Raw genomic sequence first — 20,350 nt, forward strand, 5'->3', positions numbered from 1 at the left:
CGCGTTGTATGACTCGGCCTAAGAAACTTTCCCGGAGTACGGGTTATCCATAGGAATGCACTCGACTCAACGGAAAGGACTCAAACATGGCGGGCATTCAAACAATCCCTACACTCAAAATGGCCTGTGCAAGCGCAATGGCCCTGCTGCTCGGCGCCTGCGCGGCTGGCAATTCGGCATCCAACGTGGTCGCACCTGGCGATGCCTCTTCGACCACCACGCGCTCCCTGGACGCTGGCGCAGCGCTGTTGCAATCGCGTCCCCCGATTGAGGCGTTGAACGCCTACCTCGACGGTTTCCATTTCTACAACGGTCAGATGGACGTGCAAATGGAGGCGCATCATTACTGCGCGATCCTCAACGAAGAGGTGATCCAGTGTGTGATCTACGATGGCAACCGCAAGGACGCTAAGTTGATGGGCGTGGAATACATCATCAGTGAGCGCTTGTTCACCGGCCTGCCCAAGGCCGAGCAGGCGCTGTGGCACAGCCATATGCATGAGGTGAAGTCCGGCCAACTGGTGGCGCCTGGCATTCCTGAGGTGGCCGAGCATGCACTGATGGAAAAGCTCGTTCACACCTATGGCAAGACCTGGCATACCTGGCATACGGACCTGCATAAAGACCTGCCCTTGGGTGTTCCCCAGCTGATGATGGGCTTCACCGCCGACGGCCAGGCCGACCCACAGAAAGTCGCCGAGCGCGACCGTCGGTTCGGCATCGACAGTGAGCAAAAGCGCAGAACCCGCGCCGACATACCGACGCCTACTGTGGCACCGGGCGCGGATGCGTGGCGCGAGGGGCAGGTATTTCAGATAGCTGACCCTACCCACACGCCCCATCAGCACTGACGTCACCGGTTGAGGAGCCTGGCCATGCACCCTCTCAAGATCGCTACATTCAATGTCAATGGCATCAGCGCGCGGCTGCCAAACCTGTTGCGGTGGCTGGAGCGGGAACGTCCGGACATCGTCTGCCTGCAGGAGTTGAAAGCGCAGGACAACGCCTTTCCTGCCGAGGCGCTGGAGCACGTCGGATACGGCTCCGTGCACCATGGGCAAGCTGCATGGAACGGGGTGGCTATCCTGGCGCGCGACGCCGAGCCGCTGCTGATTCATCGAGGTTTGCCAGGGGCCGATAACGATCCCCAGGCCCGCTACCTGGAAGCGGCGGTGCTGGGCGTGGTCGTCGGCTGCCTGTACTTGCCCAACGGCAACCCTCAGCCTGGGCCGAAATTCGACTACAAACTGCACTGGTTCGAACAGTTGATCCAACACGCCCAAACCTTACAAAGCAGCGAGCACCCGGTGGTGCTGGCCGGGGATTACAACGTGGTGCCCACCGATCTGGATATCTACAACACTCGCTCATGGCTCAAAGATGCGCTCCTTCAGCCGGAAACCCGCGCGTGCTACCAGAAGCTGCTGGATCAAGGTTGGGTCGACTCGTTACGGCACCTGTATCCCGATGAGCGCGTATACACGTTCTGGGATTACTTCCGTCAGCATTGGCAGACGAATTCCGGCTTGCGCATCGATCATCTCTTGCTCAACCCAGTGCTGGCCTCGCGCCTTAAAAACGCAGGCGTCGATGCCTGGGTGCGCAACGAAGAACATGCCAGTGACCATGCGCCTGTGTGGATTGAAATCAGTGCCAAGCCGCGGACGCACAAACGTACCCGCCGCACCAGCACAAGGTGACCTATATCTCTTTAGCTCGGTGATGCAACGGGCGTCGCCAGACGGTTGCAGCCATACAACATAACCCCAAGCAGCATCAGCGCACCGCCCCGCAGCCAGGTGTCGAGGCTTTGCTGGCTGAGCAGAACCAGGCACGACATGATCGCTAGCACCGGCACCCAGATCGGCACGCGGAAGTGATCCCTGTCGACACGGTCCCGACGTAGCACCAGCACGGCCAGATTAGTGCTGAGGAACACAAACAACAGCAGCAGCACCACCGTTTCGGCCAGGGCCGCGAGCGTGCCGGTGGCGGTCAGCGCCATGGCCACGCCGCTGGTGGCCAAGATCGCCACCAGCGGCGTACGGCGTTTGGGCAGAACCCGCGACAATGGCGCCGGCAGCAACCCCATGCGAGCCATTCCGTACGCCAGGCGGCTGGCCATGATCATCGTCAGCAGTGCGCCGTTGGCAACCGCCACCAGGGCAATGAAGGCGAATAGTTGGGGCGGAATGTTCAGGCCCGAAGCCCGCACCACTTCCAGCAGCGGCGCTGAGGTAGCCATCAGTCGGTCCGTCGGCAGCACCACGGAGGCAGCGACTCCGACCGCCATGTACACGATACCGGCGGTGATCAATGCGGCGAACAGCGCGCGCGGATACACGGTGCGCACGTTACGGATTTCTTCCGCCAGGTTGGCCGAGGTCTCAAAGCCGACAAACGAATAGAACGCCAACAATGCCGCCCCCAATACCGCGAGCATTGGGTTCACGCCAGGCTTGAATTCTACGGCGCGCCCCAGGTTCGCCTCACCGGCCTGGAAACACCAGGCCGCCGCTATCACCACCAGCAACAACCCAGACAACTCAATACAGGTCATGACCATATTGGCGCCCAGGGACTCTTTGATACCACGCGCATTGAGCAATGCGATCACCGCCAGGAACACCAAGGCCGCCAAGGTCGGTGGCACCTCAAAAAACGCCGCCAGATAGTCGCCGGTAAACGCCAGGGACAGCCCCGCCGCACTGGTGACCGCGGCCGCGAGCATACTGAAGCCCACCAGAAACGAAACCAGCGGCGACTTGAACGCCTTCTCGGCAAACACCGACGCGGCGCCGGCGTGGGGGTATTTGGTTACCAGTTCCGCGTACGAGCCGGCGGTGAGCATGGCGAAGAACAACGCCACCAGCAGCGGCACCCAGATCGCCCCGCCCACTTGGCCGGCAATGGTGCCAGCCAACGCATAGACACCGGCGCCCAGCACATCGCCAAGGATGAACAAAAACAGCATCGGTCCGGTGACGGCGCGGCGCAGTGACGGCTTGGAAGGCGAAGCGTTGCTGAGGCTGGAATCAGTCATGGGCGGCTCTACGGGCGGGTTGCACTGTGGATTCAGCCGGCGTGAGCCGGCAATAGCAAAGTTGTTTAAACATGGAAACGCGTTACGCTGCCATAGTTCATTTATTTGCTAATTCCAACGCCGTAAGAGCCATGAAAAAGAGTGATCTGCCAGTCAAAACCTGCGTGACATGTGGCCTGCCTTTCACCTGGAGAAAGAAGTGGGCGCGTTGCTGGGACGAGGTACGTTATTGCTCGGAGCGCTGCCGACGCAACAAACCCTGAGCATGGCCTTGGTCAACGCTGGACGATCAACTGCAGGGCTTACGGCCGCATAGCCAATTCCGGTAAGGCTTGTGCTGCGGGTCCTGCACCGTGAAAAGCAGCGGCGCCTTGATTTCCAGCTCCCCCGAGCTGTCCGTCAAGGGCGCGGATTCGCCCATGGTCACCCGCGCGGCGGCCCTCATGACCCACTGATCCACATTGGCATCCCCCGAGGGCTCGACCATTGTCACCTGAGGGGCGCCACTGTCTGACTTGAAGCGGTAGGACAGCGTGACGCGCTTGGCCTCGCCTGTGGCGTCAACGGCCTCGAACACTTCACCCACTGCCATCCGCCGCTTTTGTAAATTGACGAAGCTGCTCAGCCACATCTGCTGATAACGTTTGGCCTGAACCTCAGTGAGCGGCTGGCCGGCTTTACGCAAACGGTTCATCGCCAGCCAGGCCTCATCGCCACAGCGTTCGGAGGCCTCCAGATATAAGGCCAGGGCGCCAGGCAGGTCCTGCGGCCCTCCTTTGCCCTCCTCCATCAAACGCCCCAACGGCAGCGCAGCGTTCTTACCGGAAAGACGGTAGAACGTACGCGCCCTGGCGTAATCCACTGGCTCACCTTCGCCGCGCTCGGCCATCTGCCCGAGCAGCACATTGACAGCCGGGTCTAACTTGGCGGCTTCGACAAACAAGGCGTGGGCCTCGCGAAAGTCTTGATCGACCCCATAGCCACCCTCCTGATACAGCTTGCCCAAGATCGCCATGCACGTAGCATTGCCATACTCGGCATAGCGCTCGATATAGCGCAGATTGTCGCGCTCAAACGGTTTCTGGCCGGCAATCCACATGCAGCGAAAGCCAGTCATCGATGAGTCGTAATCGGCGGGTCGGGTCAGGCTTTTACAGCCCATGATGGTGCTCAACAGCACCAGAAGCGTCAGGGTCTTTAACATAGCGTCCATGCATCCGGTTGAACGGGAAAACGGCATTATGCCAGTAATGACTGGATTGGCTTTAACCCTAGAAGCCGCGAGTCAGGGTTGCTTGCGCCTGGATCGGTAATGGAGTATCAGCCCCACAGCCACCACCACGCCGACGACGCCTAGTGCAATGGGCAGTCGATAAGGTTTCAAGTCGCCCAGGACGCGTTGCAAAAACTCCCCAGCCCAATACCCTGCACTGGCAAACAGCGTGGCCCAGACCAGCGCGCCCACCGCATTGATGCAGGCAAACTTGAGCGGTGAAATCCTGCTCGCGCCAATCACCATCGGCCCCAACAAACGCATGCCATAGAGAAAGCGCACCGAAAAAATCGACACCGTGGGGTACCGATGGATCAACGTTGTGATCTTGTCGATGGCCGCTTGTTTTTTATGTAAGCGCGGCAACAAACGGTCGCCGAAATAGCGCCCCGCCCAGAACAGCAATTGGTCCCCCAACATGCCGGCGAGACTGGCGTAGGCGATCACGGGAAGCAACTTGAGCACCTGCTGATGCGCCGCCACGCCTCCCAGTATCAGAATGGTTTCGCCTTCCAGTAGGCAGCCGACAAAAACGGCCAAGTAACCATAGGTGGCCAGCAGGTGATTAAGGTCGAGGTGTTCAAACATGCGCGCGCATTTGCTCCATAACGGCTAGATATCTCGGGGCCAGTGCTGACAGGTGGCGACAGCACATGGACACAGCCGTGAGCGAGACGGTTCCTTCAACAGGTGATGAGCAGCCGCTTATGGGACATTCGCGCCAGCGCCGCCCCCTGCTTTATTTACCCCCGGTCACATCGAGAAAGGTGCCGGTTACGAACGACGCCTCCGCGCCCGCCAGCCATAGAATCGCCCGTGCCACCTCTTCCGGCTGGCCACCCCGCCCCATGGGGATTGAGTCCTTGACGCGATCGACCCGCCCAGGCTCACCGCCACTGGCGTGCATCTCGGTGTAGATATGCCCGGGGCGAATACCGTTGACGCGTATGCCTTCCCGCGCCACCTCTTTAGCCAACCCGATGGTGAACGTTTCGAGGGCGCCCTTGGAGGCCGCGTAGTCCACGTATTCATTGGGGCTGCCAAGTCGGGCCGATGCCGAAGAGACATTAATGACCACCCCACCAGGGCCATTATGCCGATAGGACATGCGCCGTACCGCCTGTTGGGCACAGAGTATCGGCCCGATGGCGTTGACAGCGAAGATGCGCTGCATCCGCTCGAAGTCGAGAGCCTCCACCCGTGATTGCAGCGCCAGTACCCCGGCGTTATTGACCAGGACGTCGATGCGCCCGAACTCACGGTCGATGGCTTCGAATAGATCGGCCACCTGGCGCGGATCCGCACTGTCGGCGCGCGTGGCCAAGGCCTTGCGTCCCAATAACTGCACATCCGCAACCACCGTCTGCGCTGCGGACTCGTTGCTGACGTAGCTGATGGTCACGTCATACCCTCGTTGGGCCGCCAGCCGGGCGGTGGCGGCACCCACCCCGCGACTGCCGCCGGTTATCAGGATCAAAGGGGCCTGCGAAACAGTGGTCATGGTGAATCCCTCTCTAGGTGATTGGCCGAGTCAGCCGATGATGATGGCGCCGCAGGCGATCACCACGCACGCCAGAATGCGGCGCGCAGTCAGCGCCTCGCCGAGGAACCCGTAGCCAATCAATGCTGCGAACAACACGCTGGTTTCGCGCAATGCGGATACTGCGCCCAAGGGCGCTTCGTTCATGGCGTAGATGACCATGGCATAGGCAAGCAAAGAGACTAGCCCGCCGAGCACCGCCGTCAGGGTGCCGGGCCGCGCGCGGAACAGGCTGCGGGTATCGCGCAGAGCGATGTAAACCATGGGCATCAGCACACCCCAGAGAGCGCTCATCCATACGGTGTAGGCCAGCGGCGCGCCGGAGAGCCTGGCGCCGATGCCATCGACAACACTGTAGGCGGCGATAAAGCAGCCTGTGCCCAGGGCATAGGGCAGGCTGGGGACCGAAAGCCGGCGCCCTTTGAACGCCAGCGAAATAATCCCACCCGAGACCAACGCAATACCGAGCAACTGGCCAGGAGCGATGGTTTCCCCGGCAAAAACGGCGGCCCCGAGGGCGATCAGCACCGGCGAAGAACCACGGGAAATCGGATAGATCTGCCCCAGGTCGCCGACCCGGTAACTGCGCACCAGGAACAAGTTGTAGCCCACATGCAGTAGCCCCGACAGCAGCGCATAGCGCCAACTTTCCACCGCAGGCGGCACCATTAAGACGGCAGCGACCGCGCAGGTGATGGCGATGGCCATGCACATCACCGTCATTGACCACAGCCGATCGGCACCGCTGCGCAGCAGTGCATTCCAGCTGGCATGCAAGAGCGCGGCGAAAAGGACGAGGCAGACCAGATGAATAGGCATGCCTCATTCTATTTACGCCGATGTCGGGACTACAGCGAAGTCTCCTCATCGAGGCATGAATGGACACTCATCATGGGCGCCTTCACGTCCCGCACTTTCAGCGCCTCACTCAGTAACCATTGGCGAAAGCTGACGATGTGCGGCAACGTTTCGACGCCTTTGGGGCACACGAAGTAATAAGCCAGCGGTGATGGAAAATGCACGTCGAATAGCCGCACCAGACGGCCGTCGCTGATTTCCTTCTCGACATGCCCGCTGCGCACCAATGCCACGCCTTGGCCAAGCAATGCCGCCTCGACCGTCATGTTGGTATCGCCGAATCTGACACTTTCCCTAAGCGGCAGATACACCAGCCCCAGCGCCTCGAACCACGCCTCCCATTTGGGCGCCAGTTCTGCGCCATCACGGGCCAACAGCGGAAAATGCAACAACTCGCCGGGGCCCAGCGGTGTCCCGACGCGGCGCAGCAATTCGGGACTGGCCACGGGAAATACCTGTTCCCCGAACAAGAACTCCGAATACAGGCCAGGGTAACTGCCCTTGCCCAGCCTGATCGCGACGTCTGCCTGGGCGTTGGAGAAATGAATAATGGCATCCGTGGTGTCCAACGACACCAGCAGCTCGGGGTGCAGGCGAGAGAGGTTCGGCAGGCGTGGCAGCAGCCATTTCAGCGCAAAGGAATAGGTGGTGCTGACGCTGAACCGAACCCTGCCCTTCTGCTCGCGCAGGTCGCTGAGCGTCGCCTCCAGGCTCAAAAAAAACTCGCGCACGATAGGCGCCAGGGTAGCGCCCGCCGCGGTCAGGCGTAGCGCCTTGCCACGCTCGAACAACTGCACGCCCCACAGCGCCTCAAGATGCTTGAGCTGGTGACTGACGGCGCTTTGAGTCACATGCAGTTCCTGCGCGGCGGCAGTAAAGGTCGGGTGGCGGGTAGCGACTTCAAAAGCGCGGAGTGTCGCGGTGGGTGGCAGGTCTCTCATCAGGGCGTATCCAGCGAGTCATCAGAGGGCATTGCATGAACGTTAGCTCATCATAAAGCCAAGCTCATTGAATAATCTCGCCATTGAAGCCGCCCAAATACCTCACTCTAGGCTACAGTTCATAATAGTGGCATTTAGACATAACCGTCCGTCACCTGCTGGTCATAAACCAGACGGAAGGCACACTGCCGAGTCTAAAGTTGCGGCACATAGGGCAGATAACCCCTATGTTGTTTATATCCGCAGTACTGTTCAAGGATCGAACTATGACCCCGCCTCCTTCCAGCCGCACTTCCCTCACCGGTCATCCGCGTTTTCGTTGGTTCGCTTTCATTCCCGTGGTGCCTGCGGTGATCTGGATCCTCATCCAGTCAACCTCCCCGGCCAACCTCGTCGCGTGTGCAGCGTTGGCGCTGATCGGTCTTGGGGCCTGCGCCTGGAGCGCGAAATCTCAGCGCGATGCCCTATGGCGCGCGACATCGAGCACGTTGGCCAATCAGGCCGATGCCGACGCAGCGCACAATAGCCAGGCGGCGCGGGCGCAACTCGATGAGGTGTTGCTGGGCGCCATGCCGATCTGGGCCAAACAGGTAGAAAGCTCACGCCAGCAGACCGAGGAAGCCATTGTCAGCCTGGCGAATCGTTTCACTGGGATCGCCGCACGCTTGCAGGAAACTGTCCAGGCTTCACAGCACGCAGCCGGTGAATTGGATGGGCAAGCCGCCGACGGCGCGCTCAAGGTGCTGGCACGCAGTGACAGCGAATTGAGCCAGGTGATCGACTCACTTAAGGCCACCCAATCCAGCCGCGACCAGACCCTGGCGCAAGTACGCGGCCTTACCGCCTACACCGGCGAATTACGCACCATGGCCGCCGACGTCGCCGCGATTGCCGCGCAGACCAACCTGCTGGCGCTGAATGCCGCGATCGAAGCGGCCCGTGCCGGTGAAGCCGGGCGCGGTTTTGCGGTGGTGGCCGATGCGGTGCGCAGCCTGTCGAGCAAGTCCAGCGAGACCGGCCAGCAAATGTCGGCCAAGGTCGACATTATCAACAACGCCATTACTCAACTGGTGCAGGCCGCCTCCACCAGCGCCGATCAGGACAGCAACTCCGTCGGCGCGTCCGAGCAAAGCATCCAACTGGTGCTTGAGCGCTTCCAGAACATCACCGGGCGCCTGGCCGAGTCCGCCGACCTGCTCAAGCAGGAAAGCTACGGCATCCGCGACGAAATGACCGACGTGCTGGTCAACCTGCAGTTCCAGGACCGGGTCAGCCAGATTCTCAGCCATGTGCGCGACAACATGAACGCCTTGCACGATCACTTGCGTCAGGCCAGACAAGCGCCGGACCAGGCCGTGAGCATCGACGCCCGACAATGGCTGGCCAGTATGGAGTCCACCTACGCCACCGACGAGCAGCGGCGCACGCACCATGGCAACGACGCCGCGCAGCAGAATTCCCAAGACATCACTTTCTTTTAGGAGCCCATCATGGCGAAAAGTGTATTAGTGGTCGACGACTCCAGTAGCGTGCGGCAAGTGGTCGGTATTGCCTTGAAAAGCGCCGGTTACGACGTGATCGAGGCCAGCGATGGCAAGGACGCCCTGGGCAAACTCAACGGGCAGAAAGTGCACCTGATCATCAGCGACGTGAATATGCCCAATATGGACGGCATCACCTTTGTCAAAGAGGTGAAGAAGCTGGCCAACTACAAGTTCACGCCGATCATCATGCTGACCACCGAGTCCCAGGAATCGAAAAAAGCCGAAGGCCAGGCCGCGGGCGCCAAGGCCTGGGTGGTCAAGCCGTTCCAGCCGGCGCAGATGCTCGCGGCGGTGTCCAAGCTGATTCTGCCGTGATCCGGGGAGGCTGGCATGTCCATCACCCACGAAACCACTGACGACACGGCCCGCGTGGGCATTGAAGGCGAGCTGACGATCTACACCGTCGCCGAGCTGGCCGCCGCGCTGCTGCCGCAGGTTGGCGCCGCGGCCCGCCTTGAGCTAGACCTGTCACAGGTCACTGAGATGGATGGCGCCGGCCTGCAACTGCTCGCGGTGATCGAGCGCGAAGCCGGCATCAACGGCACGGCCCTGAGCCTGACTGGCCAGAGCCAGGCCGTCACGCAAACACTGCAACTCTGTCGCGGCGCCGCGTTGTAGGCGGCGCCACCGTTCATTGATCGACAAGGAAAGTCCAGGTGAGCATCAATCTCGATCAGGCACAGCAGACCTTCATCGTGGAGGCCCGCGAACTGTTGCAGGCCATGGAGCAATCCCTGCTGCAACTGGAGAACGAACCCGACGATCAAGACGCCATCGGTGCGATATTCCGCGCCGCGCATACCATCAAAGGCTCAGCCGGGCTGTTCGGCCTGGCGCCGATCGTGGGGTTCACGCATATCGTCGAAGATGTGCTGGATCGCCTGCGCGACGGCGATATCGCGGTGGATGCCGACTTGATCGCCCTGCTGCTCAAGTGCGGCGACCACATGCTCGAACTGATTGACGTGGTTGCCAGTCGTGGTGAAGCCCTTACACCCGCCGCCTTGCAGCGCGGTGAGGCTTTGCGCGAGGCGCTGGGTGTCTACCACCCGCTTCACGCCACCACCGCCGACGCCGTAACCGCTAAGGCGGCCGACGGCGAGTCAGCCGAAGTGCTGTGGCATATTTCTCTGCGCTTCGGCGCGGACGTGTACCGCAATGGCATGGACCCGCTGTCGTTCCTGCGCTACCTCCAAACCCTGGGGCAAATGGTGCAGGTCGACACCCTCACCGACAGCATCCCGGCGCTGGAAAGCTTTGACCCGGAAAGCTGCTACCTGGGCTTCGAGATCGACCTGCGTTCCACTGCCAGCCACGCCACCCTCAACGAAGTGTTCGACTTTGTGCGCGACGAGTGTGAAGTGCAAATCACGGCCGTCGATGAAGCGCCCATCAACCTGGCGAGCACCGGCACCGAGCTGGTTACCCAGGCCGAACCCAATCACCGGAGCACCGCGCCCCAGCGCGTGGCGACGGCCAGCGAGGCCAAACCCCGAGATGGCAACTATGTACGGGTCAATGCCGACAAGCTCGATGAGTTGATCAACCTGGTCGGTGAGTTAGTGATCGCCAGCGCCGGCGCGAGCCTGTTGGCGCGCTCCTGCAACCACGACCCACTGCATGAAGCCACGTCAACGGTGTCGGGGCTGGTGGAAGAAATCCTCGATGGCGCCCTGCATCTGCGCATGATCCCCATCGGCGACACCTTCAACCGTTTCCGCCGCGTGGTGCGCGACGTCAGCCAGGAGTTGGGCAAGGACATCGACCTGCTGATCAGCGGTGCGGAAACCGAGCTGGACAAGACCGTGGTGGAGAAGATCGGCGATCCGCTGATGCATCTGCTGCGCAACGCCATGGACCACGGTATCGAAAGCGCCGAGGCGCGGCGTGCGGCGGGCAAGTCGAGCAAGGGCCATCTGAGCCTCAATGCCTATCACGACTCCGGCAGCATCGTCATCGAAATCGCCGACGACGGCGCCGGGCTCAACCGCGAACGCATTCTGGAAAAAGCCCAGGAACGCGGGTTGGTGGCCAGCGGTGCGGTGCTGTCCGATCAGGAAATTTACAACCTGATTTTCGAAGCGGGCTTCTCCACGGCCGAGGCGGTGACCAACCTGTCCGGGCGCGGCGTTGGCATGGACGTGGTCAAGCGCAACATCACGCTGCTGCGCGGCACTGTAGATCTGGACAGCCGCCCCGGCCAGGGCACGGTGGTGCGCATTCGGCTGCCGCTGACCCTGGCAATCATCAATGGCTTCCTGGTCGGCATCGACCAGGCCACTTATGTGATTCCCCTGGACATGGTTCAGGAATGCATCGAACTGGACGAACCACAGCGCGACTCCAGCCGCGAACAAGGCTATCTGGACCTGCGCGGCGAGGTGCTGCCATTGGTACACCTGCGCGACCACTTCAACCACGAAGGCCCCGCCGCCCGGCGCCAGAACGTGGTGGTGGTGCGTTATGCCGAGCACAAGGCCGGGCTAGTGGTGGACGACCTGCTCGGTGAGTTCCAGACCGTGATCAAACCCTTGGGCAAGCTGTTTGGCGCACTGCGCGGCATCAGCGGCTCGACCATTCTGGGCAGCGGGGCCGTGGCCTTGATCCTGGATGTGCCGGCCCTGCTCAACCAACTCGTACAAATGGAAGCTCGCACAGCCCAGGCGCCACAGTCGCCACTGGTCGTCGCTCGCTGACGTATTTGCAATTCCATGGAGGTTCCGCGATGAAATGGTTTTACGATCTAAAAATTTCCACCAAGCTGATCAGCTCGTTCCTGGTGGTCCTGGCGCTCACAGCGGCCATGGGTGCCTTCGCTATCCTCCAATTGGGGGGCGTCAACCAGGCCGCGCAGGACATCCGCGGCAATTGGATGCCGTCAATGCGCGCGGCGGCCGGTATGCGCTTCTTTGCGGCCAACTACCGCTTGAAAGAGAACCGTCATATCTCCACCGAGGTCGCCGAGGAAAAGGCCCTGGCCGAACGCGAAGCCGCCGAGGCGCGCCAGCAGTTCGAGACGCGCATGGGCACCTATGAACAACTGCTATCGAATGACGAAGACCGGCAGTTGCTGGACAGCGTGAAAACCGGATGGGCTGCGTACCTGGCCACCAGTAAACAGTTGCTTGAGCTGTCCCGGGAGAACCAGGAAACCCAAGCGCGCGGGCTGCTCAGGGGCGAATCCAAGACGCACTTCGATGAAGTGACCGCGCGCCTGCAAAAAATGGTCGAGCTCAATGATGCTGGCGCCACTGCTGCCGGTGACAAGGGTTCTGCGCTGTATGAAAGCTCGCGTCTGTCGATCATCGCGGCCTTGGTCGCCGCCCTTTTGATCGGCTTGGGCCTGGCAATGTTTATCGCACGGATCATTTCTCGCCCCCTAAGGCAGGCCGCCAACGCCGCCGAGCAATTGGCCGAAGGTAACCTCAGTGCACAGATCGAACCGGGCGCCAAAGATGAAACCGGTATGGTGCTCAACGCCATGCGCAATATGGTCGGCAAACTGGCGCATATCATCGGCGAAGTGCGCAATGCCGCAGACAACCTGGCCAGCGCCTCCGAGCAAGTCAGCGCCACGGCGCAATCGATGAGCCAGGCCACCAGCGAACAAGCGGCCAGCGTCGAGGAAACCAGTGCCTCTATCGAACAAATGAGCGCCAGCATCAACCAGAACACTGAGAACGCCAAGGTCACCGATGGCATGGCCAGCAAGGCCGCCAAGGAAGCCACCGACGGCGGTGAGTCAGTGCAGCAGACCGTGGTGGCGATGAAGAAGATCGCGCAGCGCATCAGCATCATCGATGACATTGCCTACCAGACCAATTTGCTCGCGCTCAATGCCGCCATCGAGGCCGCGCGGGCCGGCGAGCACGGCAAAGGTTTCGCCGTGGTCGCCGCCGAGGTGCGCAAGCTGGCCGAACGCAGCCAGGTTGCCGCTCAGGAAATCGGCGAACTGTCTTCCAGCAGCGTCGACATGGCCGAGAAAGCCGGCAAGTTGCTTGATGAGATGGTGCCGTCGATCAACAAAACGTCCGACCTGGTGCAGGAAATCAGCGCGGCGTCCGAAGAGCAGGCCGCCGGTGTGGCGCAGATCAACACGGCGATGACCCAGCTTAACCAGGTCACCCAGCAGAACGCCTCCAGCAGCGAAGAACTGGCCGCCACCGCCGAAGAGATGAGCAGCCAGGCCGAACAATTGCAGCAGGCCATGAGTTTCTTCGTGCTCGACACGACGTCCAGGGCCGCCACCCAAAGCAGTGTCGACAGCGCCGGCAGCAAGCCGACTCGCCAGCCGCCGCGCGCCGCGCAACCGCCAGCGCGCAAGGCCTTTGCCTACAACATGGCCACTGCCCCGGACGAATCGGAATTCACCCGTTTCTGATCGTACGCATCAATCCGGGCTCACAGGGAGTAATGAGATGGGCGCAGTGATGACTACCCGCCAGGCCGCCGTAGCGGTCGACGAGGATGCGCAATACCTGACCTTTATGCTCGGCGGCGAGATGTTCGCCATCGGCATTCTGGGAATCAAGGAAATAATCGAATACGGCAGCCTGACCGTGATGCCGATGATGCCCGCGTTCGTGCGCGGGGTGATCAACCTGCGCGGCGCGGTGGTGCCGGTGGTGGACCTGTCGGCGCGTTTTGGCCGGGCCAATTCGCAGATCACCCGCCGTTCATGCGTGATCATTATCGAAGCCAGCACCGAGGACGGCCTGCCCCAGGATATCGGGTTGCTGGTGGACACCGTGTCCGCCGTGCAGGAAATCCCGGCCACCCAGATTGAGCCGCCGCCCAGCTTCGGCGCGCGGATTCGTGCAGACTTCATCAGCGGCATGGCCAAGGTCGAGGGCAAGTTTGTGATTGTGCTGGAGGTGGACAAGGTGCTGTCCATCGATGAAATGTCCAGCCTTGCCGAAGCCGGCCAGGCGCCGGCCCTCGACTTCGACCCGCGGTGAGGTGCGATCATGCCTGATACCACCCCGCTGGATGACCGCGAGTTCGGCCAGTTTCAGTCCTGGCTGCATCGCGCGGCGGGTATCAACCTGTCACCGGCCAAAAAGGCCCTGGTGGCCGGCCGGCTGTTCAAGCGGCTCAAGCACTATGAACTCAAGAGCTACGGCGAGTACTTCAAACTAATCATGAGCGACCAGCGCAAAGGCGAGCTGCAAGTGGCGCTGGACCTGCTGACCACCAACGAGACCTACTTTTTCCGCGAGCCCAAGCACTTTGATTTCCTGCGCCAGCAGGTGCTGCCCAACGCCGCGCCCGGCAAGGTGTTCCGCGTGTGGAGCGCGGCCAGTTCCTCGGGCGAGGAACCCTACAGCCTAGCCATGACCCTGGCCGAAAGCCTGGGCACCACGCCTTGGGAAGTGCTCGGCTCCGATATCAGCACCCAAGTGCTGGCCAAGGCGCGCAACGGCCACTACCCCATGGAGCGCGCCGCCAACCTGCCCCAGCCACTGCTGGTCAAGTACTGCCTCAAGGGCATCGGCCGCCAGGAAGGTACGCTCTTGATCGACAAGCCGCTGCGCAACCGCGTCAGTTTTGTCCAGGTCAACCTTAATGAACCCCTGCCCAGCCTGGGCGAATTCGACGTGATCTTCTTGCGCAACGTGATGATCTATTTCGACCAGCCGACCAAGACCCAGGTGGTAGCGCGACTGTTGCCGCAGCTTAAATCCGGCGGTTATTTCATCATCAGCCACTCTGAAAGCCTCAACGGCGTGAATGACACGTTGAAGCTGGTGGCGCCGTCGATTTACCGCAAGCCATGAAAAAGCCAGCCAATGCCGCCGAAGTGGTGCTCGCCCCTGGCCAAGTCAGCTTTGCCACCTGCCCGACGCGTTTGCGTACCTTGCTCGGCTCCTGCGTGGCGTTCACTTTCTGGCACCCCCAGCGGCGCATCGGCGGCATGTGCCATTTCATGCTGCCGGCGCGCAACCGCACGGGCCAGCCACTGGATGGCAAGTACGCTGACGAAGCCCTCGAACTGTTACTGCGCCACGCCCGCGCCAACGGTACACGGCCGCAGGATTACCAAGTCAAAGTGTTCGGCGGCGGCGAGATGTTCCCTGAGCAACCGCGCCAGCGACCGGCCCACAACGTGGCCAACCTGAATATCCGCGCCGCACTGGCCCTCGCAGAACGCCACCACCTGCACCTGACGGCCCAGGACATGGGCAGTACCGGCTATCGCACGATTATGTTCGACCTCTGGAACGGCAACGTCTGGGTCCGGCACCAACCAATGGGAATACTCGAAAAAGATGCCTACCAAAAAAATCAGCGTGCTGCTGGTCGATGACTCGGCCGTGGTACGCCAGGTGCTGCTGGCGATTTTCAACGACACACCGGATATCCATGTCATGGGTGCGGCTTCCGACCCGATCTTCGCCATGGACAAGCTCGCGCGGGAATGGCCGGATGTGATCGTGCTGGACGTGGAGATGCCGCGTATGGATGGCATCACTTTTTTGCGCAAGATCATGAGCGAGCGCCCCACGCCAGTGGTGATCTGTTCGTCGCTGACTCAGAAAGGCGCGGAAACCTCCCTACAGGCATTGTCGGCCGGCGCCGTGGAGATCATCACCAAGCCCACCACCGGGCTGAAAAACTTCCTGATCGAGTCCGGCCCCGAGCTGGTGGCGGCGATTCGTGCGGCGGCCAACTCCAACGTCAAGAATCTGGGCAAGCGCATCGCCAAGCCCACACCAGCCCCCGTCCCTGCCAGCAAGCTCACGGCGGATGCGATCCTGCCCGCCGCCAATGGCCAGGCCATGGCCCAGACCACCGAACGCATCGTCGCCATCGGCACTTCCACTGGCGGTACCCAAGCGCTAGAAGCGGTGCTCACGGCGCTGCCGAGGGTGTGCCCGGGCATAGTGATCGTGCAGCACATGCCGGAAAAATTCACCGCGTCCTTTGCCGAGCGCCTCAACGGCCTGTGCCAGATCGAGGTGCGTGAAGCGCGCAATAACGACCGTATCCTGCCCGGCCTGGCCTTGATCGCCCCAGGCGGCAAACACCTGATGGTCACCCGCAGCGGTGCCTTCTATCACGCCCAGGTGATTGACGGGCCGCTGGTCAATCGCCATCGGCCGTCGGTGGATGTGCTGTTTCGCTCAGTGGCCAAATTTGCCGGCAAGAACGCCACCGGCATCATCATGACCGGCATGGGCGACGACGGCGCCCGCGGCCTCAAGGAAATGCTCGACGCCGGCGCCGCCACGGTAGCTCAGGACGAAGCCAGCTGTGTGGTGTTCGGCATGCCCAAGGAAGCCATCAAACTCAACGCCGCCCAACGCGTCATGCCGTTGCAGGAAATTCATCAGGCGATTTTGCATAAGTGACGTCCAGCGGCTGCGCCCTTGTCAGCGGGCGACCGTGTTGCTAGTGTCGATTCATGACAAATTATTGCCTCACCTCGACCACCCTCACCACGACCGCTCAAGGCGGTGCGTGCGAGGTGTCGTGAGCCCATAGCCAACGAACTTCAAAGGCCCGCCAGCAATGGACAGGGCCTTTTTTTGTGCCTTGTGTTGCTGGAGCAAACGCAAGGAGATGCACCCATGTATGCACTGTTGGTACTCGATATCCAAGTCGGCCTGGTTCATGGCCCGGAAACACCCTGGCGTTGCGACGCGATGCTCGACACCGTCAATGGCCTGATGGATCAGGCCCGTCGCGCCGGGGCTGGAATTTTCCTCGCGCGCCACGTCGGGCCCGCAGGGTCGCCGATGGCGCCGGACAGCCCGCTGACGAGGCTGGCGCCGCAGCTGAAGCTTTCAGGCAATGAAGTGGTGTTTGAAAAGCAGCGGCCTAATGCTTTTGCCCAGACCGACCTGGCGAACAGCTTACGGTCTGTCGGGGCGACGGGCGTGGTGATCGCGGGTATGAAAACCCAATACTGCGTCGACAGCACCTGCCGTGCCGCCCGTGATCTTGGCTTCGATGCAGTGCTGATCGGCGATGGGCACACCTGCTCGGACACCGCAGCGCTGCAGGCCAAGGATATCGTGGCCCATCACAACGCGACGTTGCACGGGCCGTTCTGCCAGGTGGTAAAAGCTGAGGACTGGTGCTTCTAGCAGCGATGGCCAATGCGGGGAGCAAGCGCGTGCCCTCCCCGCAGACAGCACGTCAGTTGTCCGGATGCTCACTGGCGACCGAATCCGCCGCATCTACGTCTGACATATCCTCTTCCAGCGGCGCTTCGTCATCGGATGGCAATGGCAACGCGTCGTCGCCTTTGCGCGGATCATGCCCGGTCTCGTTGTCGGTGCCCCGCGTGACAGCCTGCTGTGAAAGGTTGCCCGGTGCGTTCTTATCGATATCCATGTTGGCTCTCCGTGGTGACTGAGCACGGAATACCCGCGCCTGATCATAAGAGCCAGTGGCTGACCCACGAGTGCCGAGTACTGGACGAACGGTGACCACCAAAGTCGGTCAGCCCAGGGAGGATTTGAGTCGTCGGAAACTGCCAAACGTTGCCTCGGAGCGTGCTTGCTCCAGCACACTCATGGGCATCGGCTTGCGCACGACGTTGATCACCGGCTTCTGCACCACCGTGCGCTCATGCGTCGCCAGCCGCTCATCGCTGGGCGGCACTCCGAAGTACTCTCGATAACATTTGGAAAAGTGCGGCGTCGATACAAAACCGCAGAGCACCGCCAATTCGACGATAGAGATGGGCGTCTGCTTGAGCAATTGGCGCGCGCGGATCAACCGCAGCCGCAGGTAATAGCGCGACGGCGAGCAGTGCAAGTACTTCTGAAACATCCGTTCAAGCTGCCGCCGAGAGAGCTGGACATACTCCGCCAGGTGGTCCAGGTCGATGGGCTCCTCAAGGTTCGCCTCCATCAGCGTGACGATTTCCTGCAGCTTGGGCTGCTGAGTGCCCAGCATATGCTTGAGCGGTATGCGCTGGTGGTCTTGCTCACTGCGCATGCGTTCGTAGACGAACATGTCTGAAATGGCTGCTGACAGTTCATGCCCGTGATCCAGGCCGATCAAGTGCAGCATCATATCCATCGGCGCCGTGCCCCCTGAACTGGTGAGGCGGCCGCGGTCGAGGATGAACAAGCTTGGGCTGACAGTCACTCGCGCAAACGCTTCTTGCATCGCGGCCAGCCACTCCCAGTGAACGCTGCACTCAAAGCCATCCAACAGCCCTGCCCTGGCCAATACCCAACTGCCGGTACAGATGCCGCCCAAGCGTTTGGAGTAACGCGCCTGCGCGCGCAGCCACTTGACCAGCTCGGGGGTTACCGTGTTTTGAATGCCCGTCCCGCCGCACACGAAGATAATGTCGGCCGACGGGGCGGCATCCACCGAGCTGTCCGGCGTGATGGGCACGCCGTCGCTGGCCCAGATGGGCGTGCCGTCGAAACTGGCGGTGTACCAACGATAGAGCTCCTGCCCCGACAATTGGTTGGCCATGCGCAGCGGCTCGACCGCCGACGCCAATGAGATCAGCGTGAACCGGTCCAACAACACAAACAGGATGCTGGTCACAGGTCGTGCATTCATGGCGGCGAAACCATCGGAAGTGGGCTCTGCACGCGCACGGGTTGGCGCGCAGTGATAACCCCCACCAGTGAAATCAGCAACGCCAACCCAATCGTCGAAGACACCTCAAGACGATGCTCTGGCGTCACCAGCATCACCCCCAGCGCGGCGCAAATAAAGGCGATGACCAACCAGGTCAGCCAGGGAAACAGCCACATCTTGAACGTCAGCGTGATATTGCGGCGCTGCATAAGCTTGCGCATACGCAGTTGCGAAATGGCGATCACCAAGTACACCAACAACGCGATCGCCCCGGAACTGGCCAGCAGGAACTGGAACAGCCCGGCGGGCATGAAGTAGCTGAGCAACGTCACGCCAGCGCCCAGCACGGTACTGGCGATCACCGCGGCCCTAGGCACGCTGGCTGCCGACGTCTTTTTCATCAACGTGGGCGCATCGCCGCGTTTGCCCAGGGAATACAACATACGCGAGGCAATGTAGATAGAGGAGTTCATGCAACTGGCCACGGCAATCAGCACGACACCGTCGACCAGCAACTTGGCATGGGGAATATTCATCAACTCCAGTGCCCGTTGATAGGAACCGACGGACGCCAGCAAAGGGTCATTCCAAGGCACCACGGAAATCACCACGAAGATCGACAGCACATAGAACACGCCGATACGCCACATCACCGAACGTGTGGCGCGGGCGATATTCTGCGCGGGGTTGCTGGACTCCGCTGCGGCGATGGTGACCGCCTCCGTTCCTATAAAGCTGAACATGATGGTAATGAACGCGCCCACGACCGCAGACATACCGTTCGGGGCAAAACCGCCATGCTCTTCCATCAACCGACTCAAGCCACTGGCCTCCCGCTCGGGAATCCAGCCCATCAGCACGGCGCCACCCAGGCCGATAAAGCCGATGATCGCCACGACCTTCGCCATGGCAAACCAGAACTCGAATTCTCCGTACTTGGAGACACTGAACAAATTGGTGACCACCAACAAAAAGATCGACAACAAGGCGAACAGCCAAGCGTCGATCTGGGGAAACCACTGGTTCAAGATATGCCCGGCGGCCAGGGCTTCGATCGGTATCACCAGCACCCAGAACCACCAGTACAGCCAGCCAATCGTAAACCCGGCCCAGCGGCCGATGGCCTGGTCGGCATAGGTCGAGAAGGAGCCGGTGTCCGGATTGGCCACCGCCATCTCCCCCAGCATGCGCATGACCAGCACCACCAGCAGCCCGGAAAAAAAATACGCCAGCATGACTGCAGGGCCCGCCGCCGCAATCGCATGCCCGGACCCGACAAACAACCCAGCACCGATAATGCCGGCGATGGAGAGCATGGTGACATGACGCGGCTTGAAGCCCTGCGCCAGTTGGCCGTTCGAATCCTTGGAACTCAGGCTATTCATCGTTCTTTTTATTCTCTGTGATCGACGTTAAGACGTGCTGACCAGAGGGTCAGGCGATCATCATTTCTCAATGACGGGTCACAGTACGCGGCATACCACTGGCCAAAATAGCCTCATTGCGTCATCCAGGCGCCTGATATCGACATTGGCGTCACGCGCAAGCGCTCGATCCAATGCCCACTCCCCAGCCTATTGGATCCAAATCTATTGGAAC

General features: G+C 61.1%; 22 protein-coding genes. 13 read left to right on the forward strand and 9 right to left on the reverse strand.

Going from position 1 to position 20,350, the window contains the following annotated elements:
• The first annotated feature begins 119 nt into the window (after positions 1-119).
• Together ACFZPT_RS06630 and xth are read left to right on the forward strand one after the other, a co-directional pair.
• Positions 120-851 (forward strand): OBAP family protein, encoded by a 732-nt coding sequence (locus tag ACFZPT_RS06630; protein ID WP_371918465.1) that lies wholly within the window; start codon positions 120-122, stop codon positions 849-851.
• Positions 852-875: 24 nt separating this feature from the next.
• Complete coding sequence (xth, locus tag ACFZPT_RS06635) at positions 876-1,700, forward strand: exodeoxyribonuclease III (RefSeq protein WP_034097665.1); 825 nt, start codon at positions 876-878, stop codon at positions 1,698-1,700.
• A gap of 11 nt (positions 1,701-1,711) precedes the next feature.
• Here the strand turns inward: xth and ACFZPT_RS06640 are convergent, their stop codons facing one another.
• Positions 1,712-3,043, reverse strand: coding sequence for an APC family permease (locus ACFZPT_RS06640; RefSeq protein WP_034113609.1), 1,332 nt, complete (start codon positions 3,041-3,043; stop codon positions 1,712-1,714).
• A 131-nt stretch (positions 3,044-3,174) separates the two neighbouring features.
• On the opposite strand from ACFZPT_RS06640, the gene ACFZPT_RS06645 reads away from it, so the two are divergent.
• The gene (locus ACFZPT_RS06645; protein WP_080758733.1) at positions 3,175-3,306 is read left to right on the forward strand and encodes a DUF2256 domain-containing protein; all 132 of its coding nucleotides are present in this window, start codon (positions 3,175-3,177) and stop codon (positions 3,304-3,306) included.
• 26 nt (positions 3,307-3,332) lie between these two features.
• Here ACFZPT_RS06645 and ACFZPT_RS06650 read toward each other — a convergent pair whose 3' ends face one another.
• The 5 genes from ACFZPT_RS06650 to gcvA form a co-directional block, all read right to left on the reverse strand.
• Entirely contained in the window at positions 3,333-4,247 is a 915-nt protein-coding gene (locus ACFZPT_RS06650) for a tetratricopeptide repeat protein (RefSeq protein WP_177329695.1), read from the reverse strand.
• Between the two features lie 81 nt (positions 4,248-4,328).
• A complete protein-coding gene (locus ACFZPT_RS06655; protein WP_034113605.1) occupies positions 4,329-4,904 on the reverse strand; it encodes a DedA family protein in 576 nt (191 codons plus the stop codon).
• A gap of 151 nt (positions 4,905-5,055) precedes the next feature.
• Entirely contained in the window at positions 5,056-5,817 is a 762-nt protein-coding gene (locus ACFZPT_RS06660) for an SDR family oxidoreductase (protein ID WP_034113603.1), read from the reverse strand.
• A 30-nt stretch (positions 5,818-5,847) separates the two neighbouring features.
• Positions 5,848-6,675, reverse strand: coding sequence for a DMT family transporter (locus ACFZPT_RS06665; RefSeq protein ID WP_034113600.1), 828 nt, complete (start codon positions 6,673-6,675; stop codon positions 5,848-5,850).
• Between the two features lie 29 nt (positions 6,676-6,704).
• Positions 6,705-7,655 carry a transcriptional regulator GcvA gene (gene gcvA, locus ACFZPT_RS06670; RefSeq protein ID WP_052229562.1) on the reverse strand — a complete coding sequence of 317 codons (951 nt, stop codon included), beginning with the start codon at positions 7,653-7,655 and terminating at the stop codon, positions 6,705-6,707.
• A 569-nt stretch (positions 7,656-8,224) separates the two neighbouring features.
• On the opposite strand from gcvA, the gene ACFZPT_RS06675 reads away from it, so the two are divergent.
• From ACFZPT_RS06675 to ACFZPT_RS06720, 10 genes are all read left to right on the forward strand, one after another.
• Positions 8,225-9,136, forward strand: coding sequence for a methyl-accepting chemotaxis protein (locus ACFZPT_RS06675; protein ID WP_371918466.1), 912 nt, complete (start codon positions 8,225-8,227; stop codon positions 9,134-9,136).
• 9 nt (positions 9,137-9,145) lie between these two features.
• Complete coding sequence (locus tag ACFZPT_RS06680) at positions 9,146-9,514, forward strand: response regulator (RefSeq protein WP_034097651.1); 369 nt, start codon at positions 9,146-9,148, stop codon at positions 9,512-9,514.
• 15 nt (positions 9,515-9,529) lie between these two features.
• The gene (locus ACFZPT_RS06685) at positions 9,530-9,817 is read left to right on the forward strand and encodes a lipid asymmetry maintenance protein MlaB (RefSeq protein WP_034097649.1); all 288 of its coding nucleotides are present in this window, start codon (positions 9,530-9,532) and stop codon (positions 9,815-9,817) included.
• A gap of 38 nt (positions 9,818-9,855) precedes the next feature.
• Entirely contained in the window at positions 9,856-11,895 is a 2,040-nt protein-coding gene (locus tag ACFZPT_RS06690; protein WP_034113599.1) for a chemotaxis protein CheA, read from the forward strand.
• Between the two features lie 29 nt (positions 11,896-11,924).
• Positions 11,925-13,580 carry a methyl-accepting chemotaxis protein gene (locus tag ACFZPT_RS06695; RefSeq protein WP_034097645.1) on the forward strand — a complete coding sequence of 552 codons (1,656 nt, stop codon included), beginning with the start codon at positions 11,925-11,927 and terminating at the stop codon, positions 13,578-13,580.
• A 37-nt stretch (positions 13,581-13,617) separates the two neighbouring features.
• Entirely contained in the window at positions 13,618-14,157 is a 540-nt protein-coding gene (locus ACFZPT_RS06700; RefSeq protein WP_379555049.1) for a chemotaxis protein CheW, read from the forward strand.
• A 9-nt stretch (positions 14,158-14,166) separates the two neighbouring features.
• Complete coding sequence (locus tag ACFZPT_RS06705; protein ID WP_034113597.1) at positions 14,167-14,976, forward strand: protein-glutamate O-methyltransferase CheR; 810 nt, start codon at positions 14,167-14,169, stop codon at positions 14,974-14,976.
• Positions 14,973-15,506, forward strand: a complete 534-nt coding sequence (cheD, locus tag ACFZPT_RS06710) for a chemoreceptor glutamine deamidase CheD (protein WP_034097638.1) — start codon at positions 14,973-14,975, stop codon at positions 15,504-15,506. Before ACFZPT_RS06705 ends, cheD begins: the two co-directional genes overlap by 4 nt.
• A complete protein-coding gene (locus ACFZPT_RS06715; protein WP_034138321.1) occupies positions 15,469-16,551 on the forward strand; it encodes a chemotaxis response regulator protein-glutamate methylesterase in 1,083 nt (360 codons plus the stop codon). The genes cheD and ACFZPT_RS06715 overlap by 38 nt, the downstream gene beginning before the upstream one ends.
• A 219-nt stretch (positions 16,552-16,770) precedes the next feature.
• Positions 16,771-17,289 (forward strand): isochorismatase family protein, encoded by a 519-nt coding sequence (locus ACFZPT_RS06720; RefSeq protein ID WP_034113592.1) that lies wholly within the window; start codon positions 16,771-16,773, stop codon positions 17,287-17,289.
• Positions 17,290-17,341: 52 nt separating this feature from the next.
• Here ACFZPT_RS06720 and ACFZPT_RS06725 read toward each other — a convergent pair whose 3' ends face one another.
• From ACFZPT_RS06725 to gabP, 3 genes are all read right to left on the reverse strand, one after another.
• Positions 17,342-17,539, reverse strand: coding sequence for a hypothetical protein (locus tag ACFZPT_RS06725; RefSeq protein WP_034113590.1), 198 nt, complete (start codon positions 17,537-17,539; stop codon positions 17,342-17,344).
• Positions 17,540-17,647: 108 nt separating this feature from the next.
• Positions 17,648-18,730 carry a GlxA family transcriptional regulator gene (locus ACFZPT_RS06730; protein ID WP_034113588.1) on the reverse strand — a complete coding sequence of 361 codons (1,083 nt, stop codon included), beginning with the start codon at positions 18,728-18,730 and terminating at the stop codon, positions 17,648-17,650.
• Positions 18,727-20,136 carry a GABA permease gene (gene gabP, locus ACFZPT_RS06735; protein WP_034113586.1) on the reverse strand — a complete coding sequence of 470 codons (1,410 nt, stop codon included), beginning with the start codon at positions 20,134-20,136 and terminating at the stop codon, positions 18,727-18,729. The genes ACFZPT_RS06730 and gabP overlap by 4 nt, the downstream gene beginning before the upstream one ends.
• Positions 20,137-20,350 lie beyond the last annotated feature (214 nt).

Source organism: Pseudomonas sp. MD330_10, assembly GCF_042610415.1.
GTDB lineage: Bacteria > Pseudomonadota > Gammaproteobacteria > Pseudomonadales > Pseudomonadaceae > Aquipseudomonas > Aquipseudomonas rhodesiae.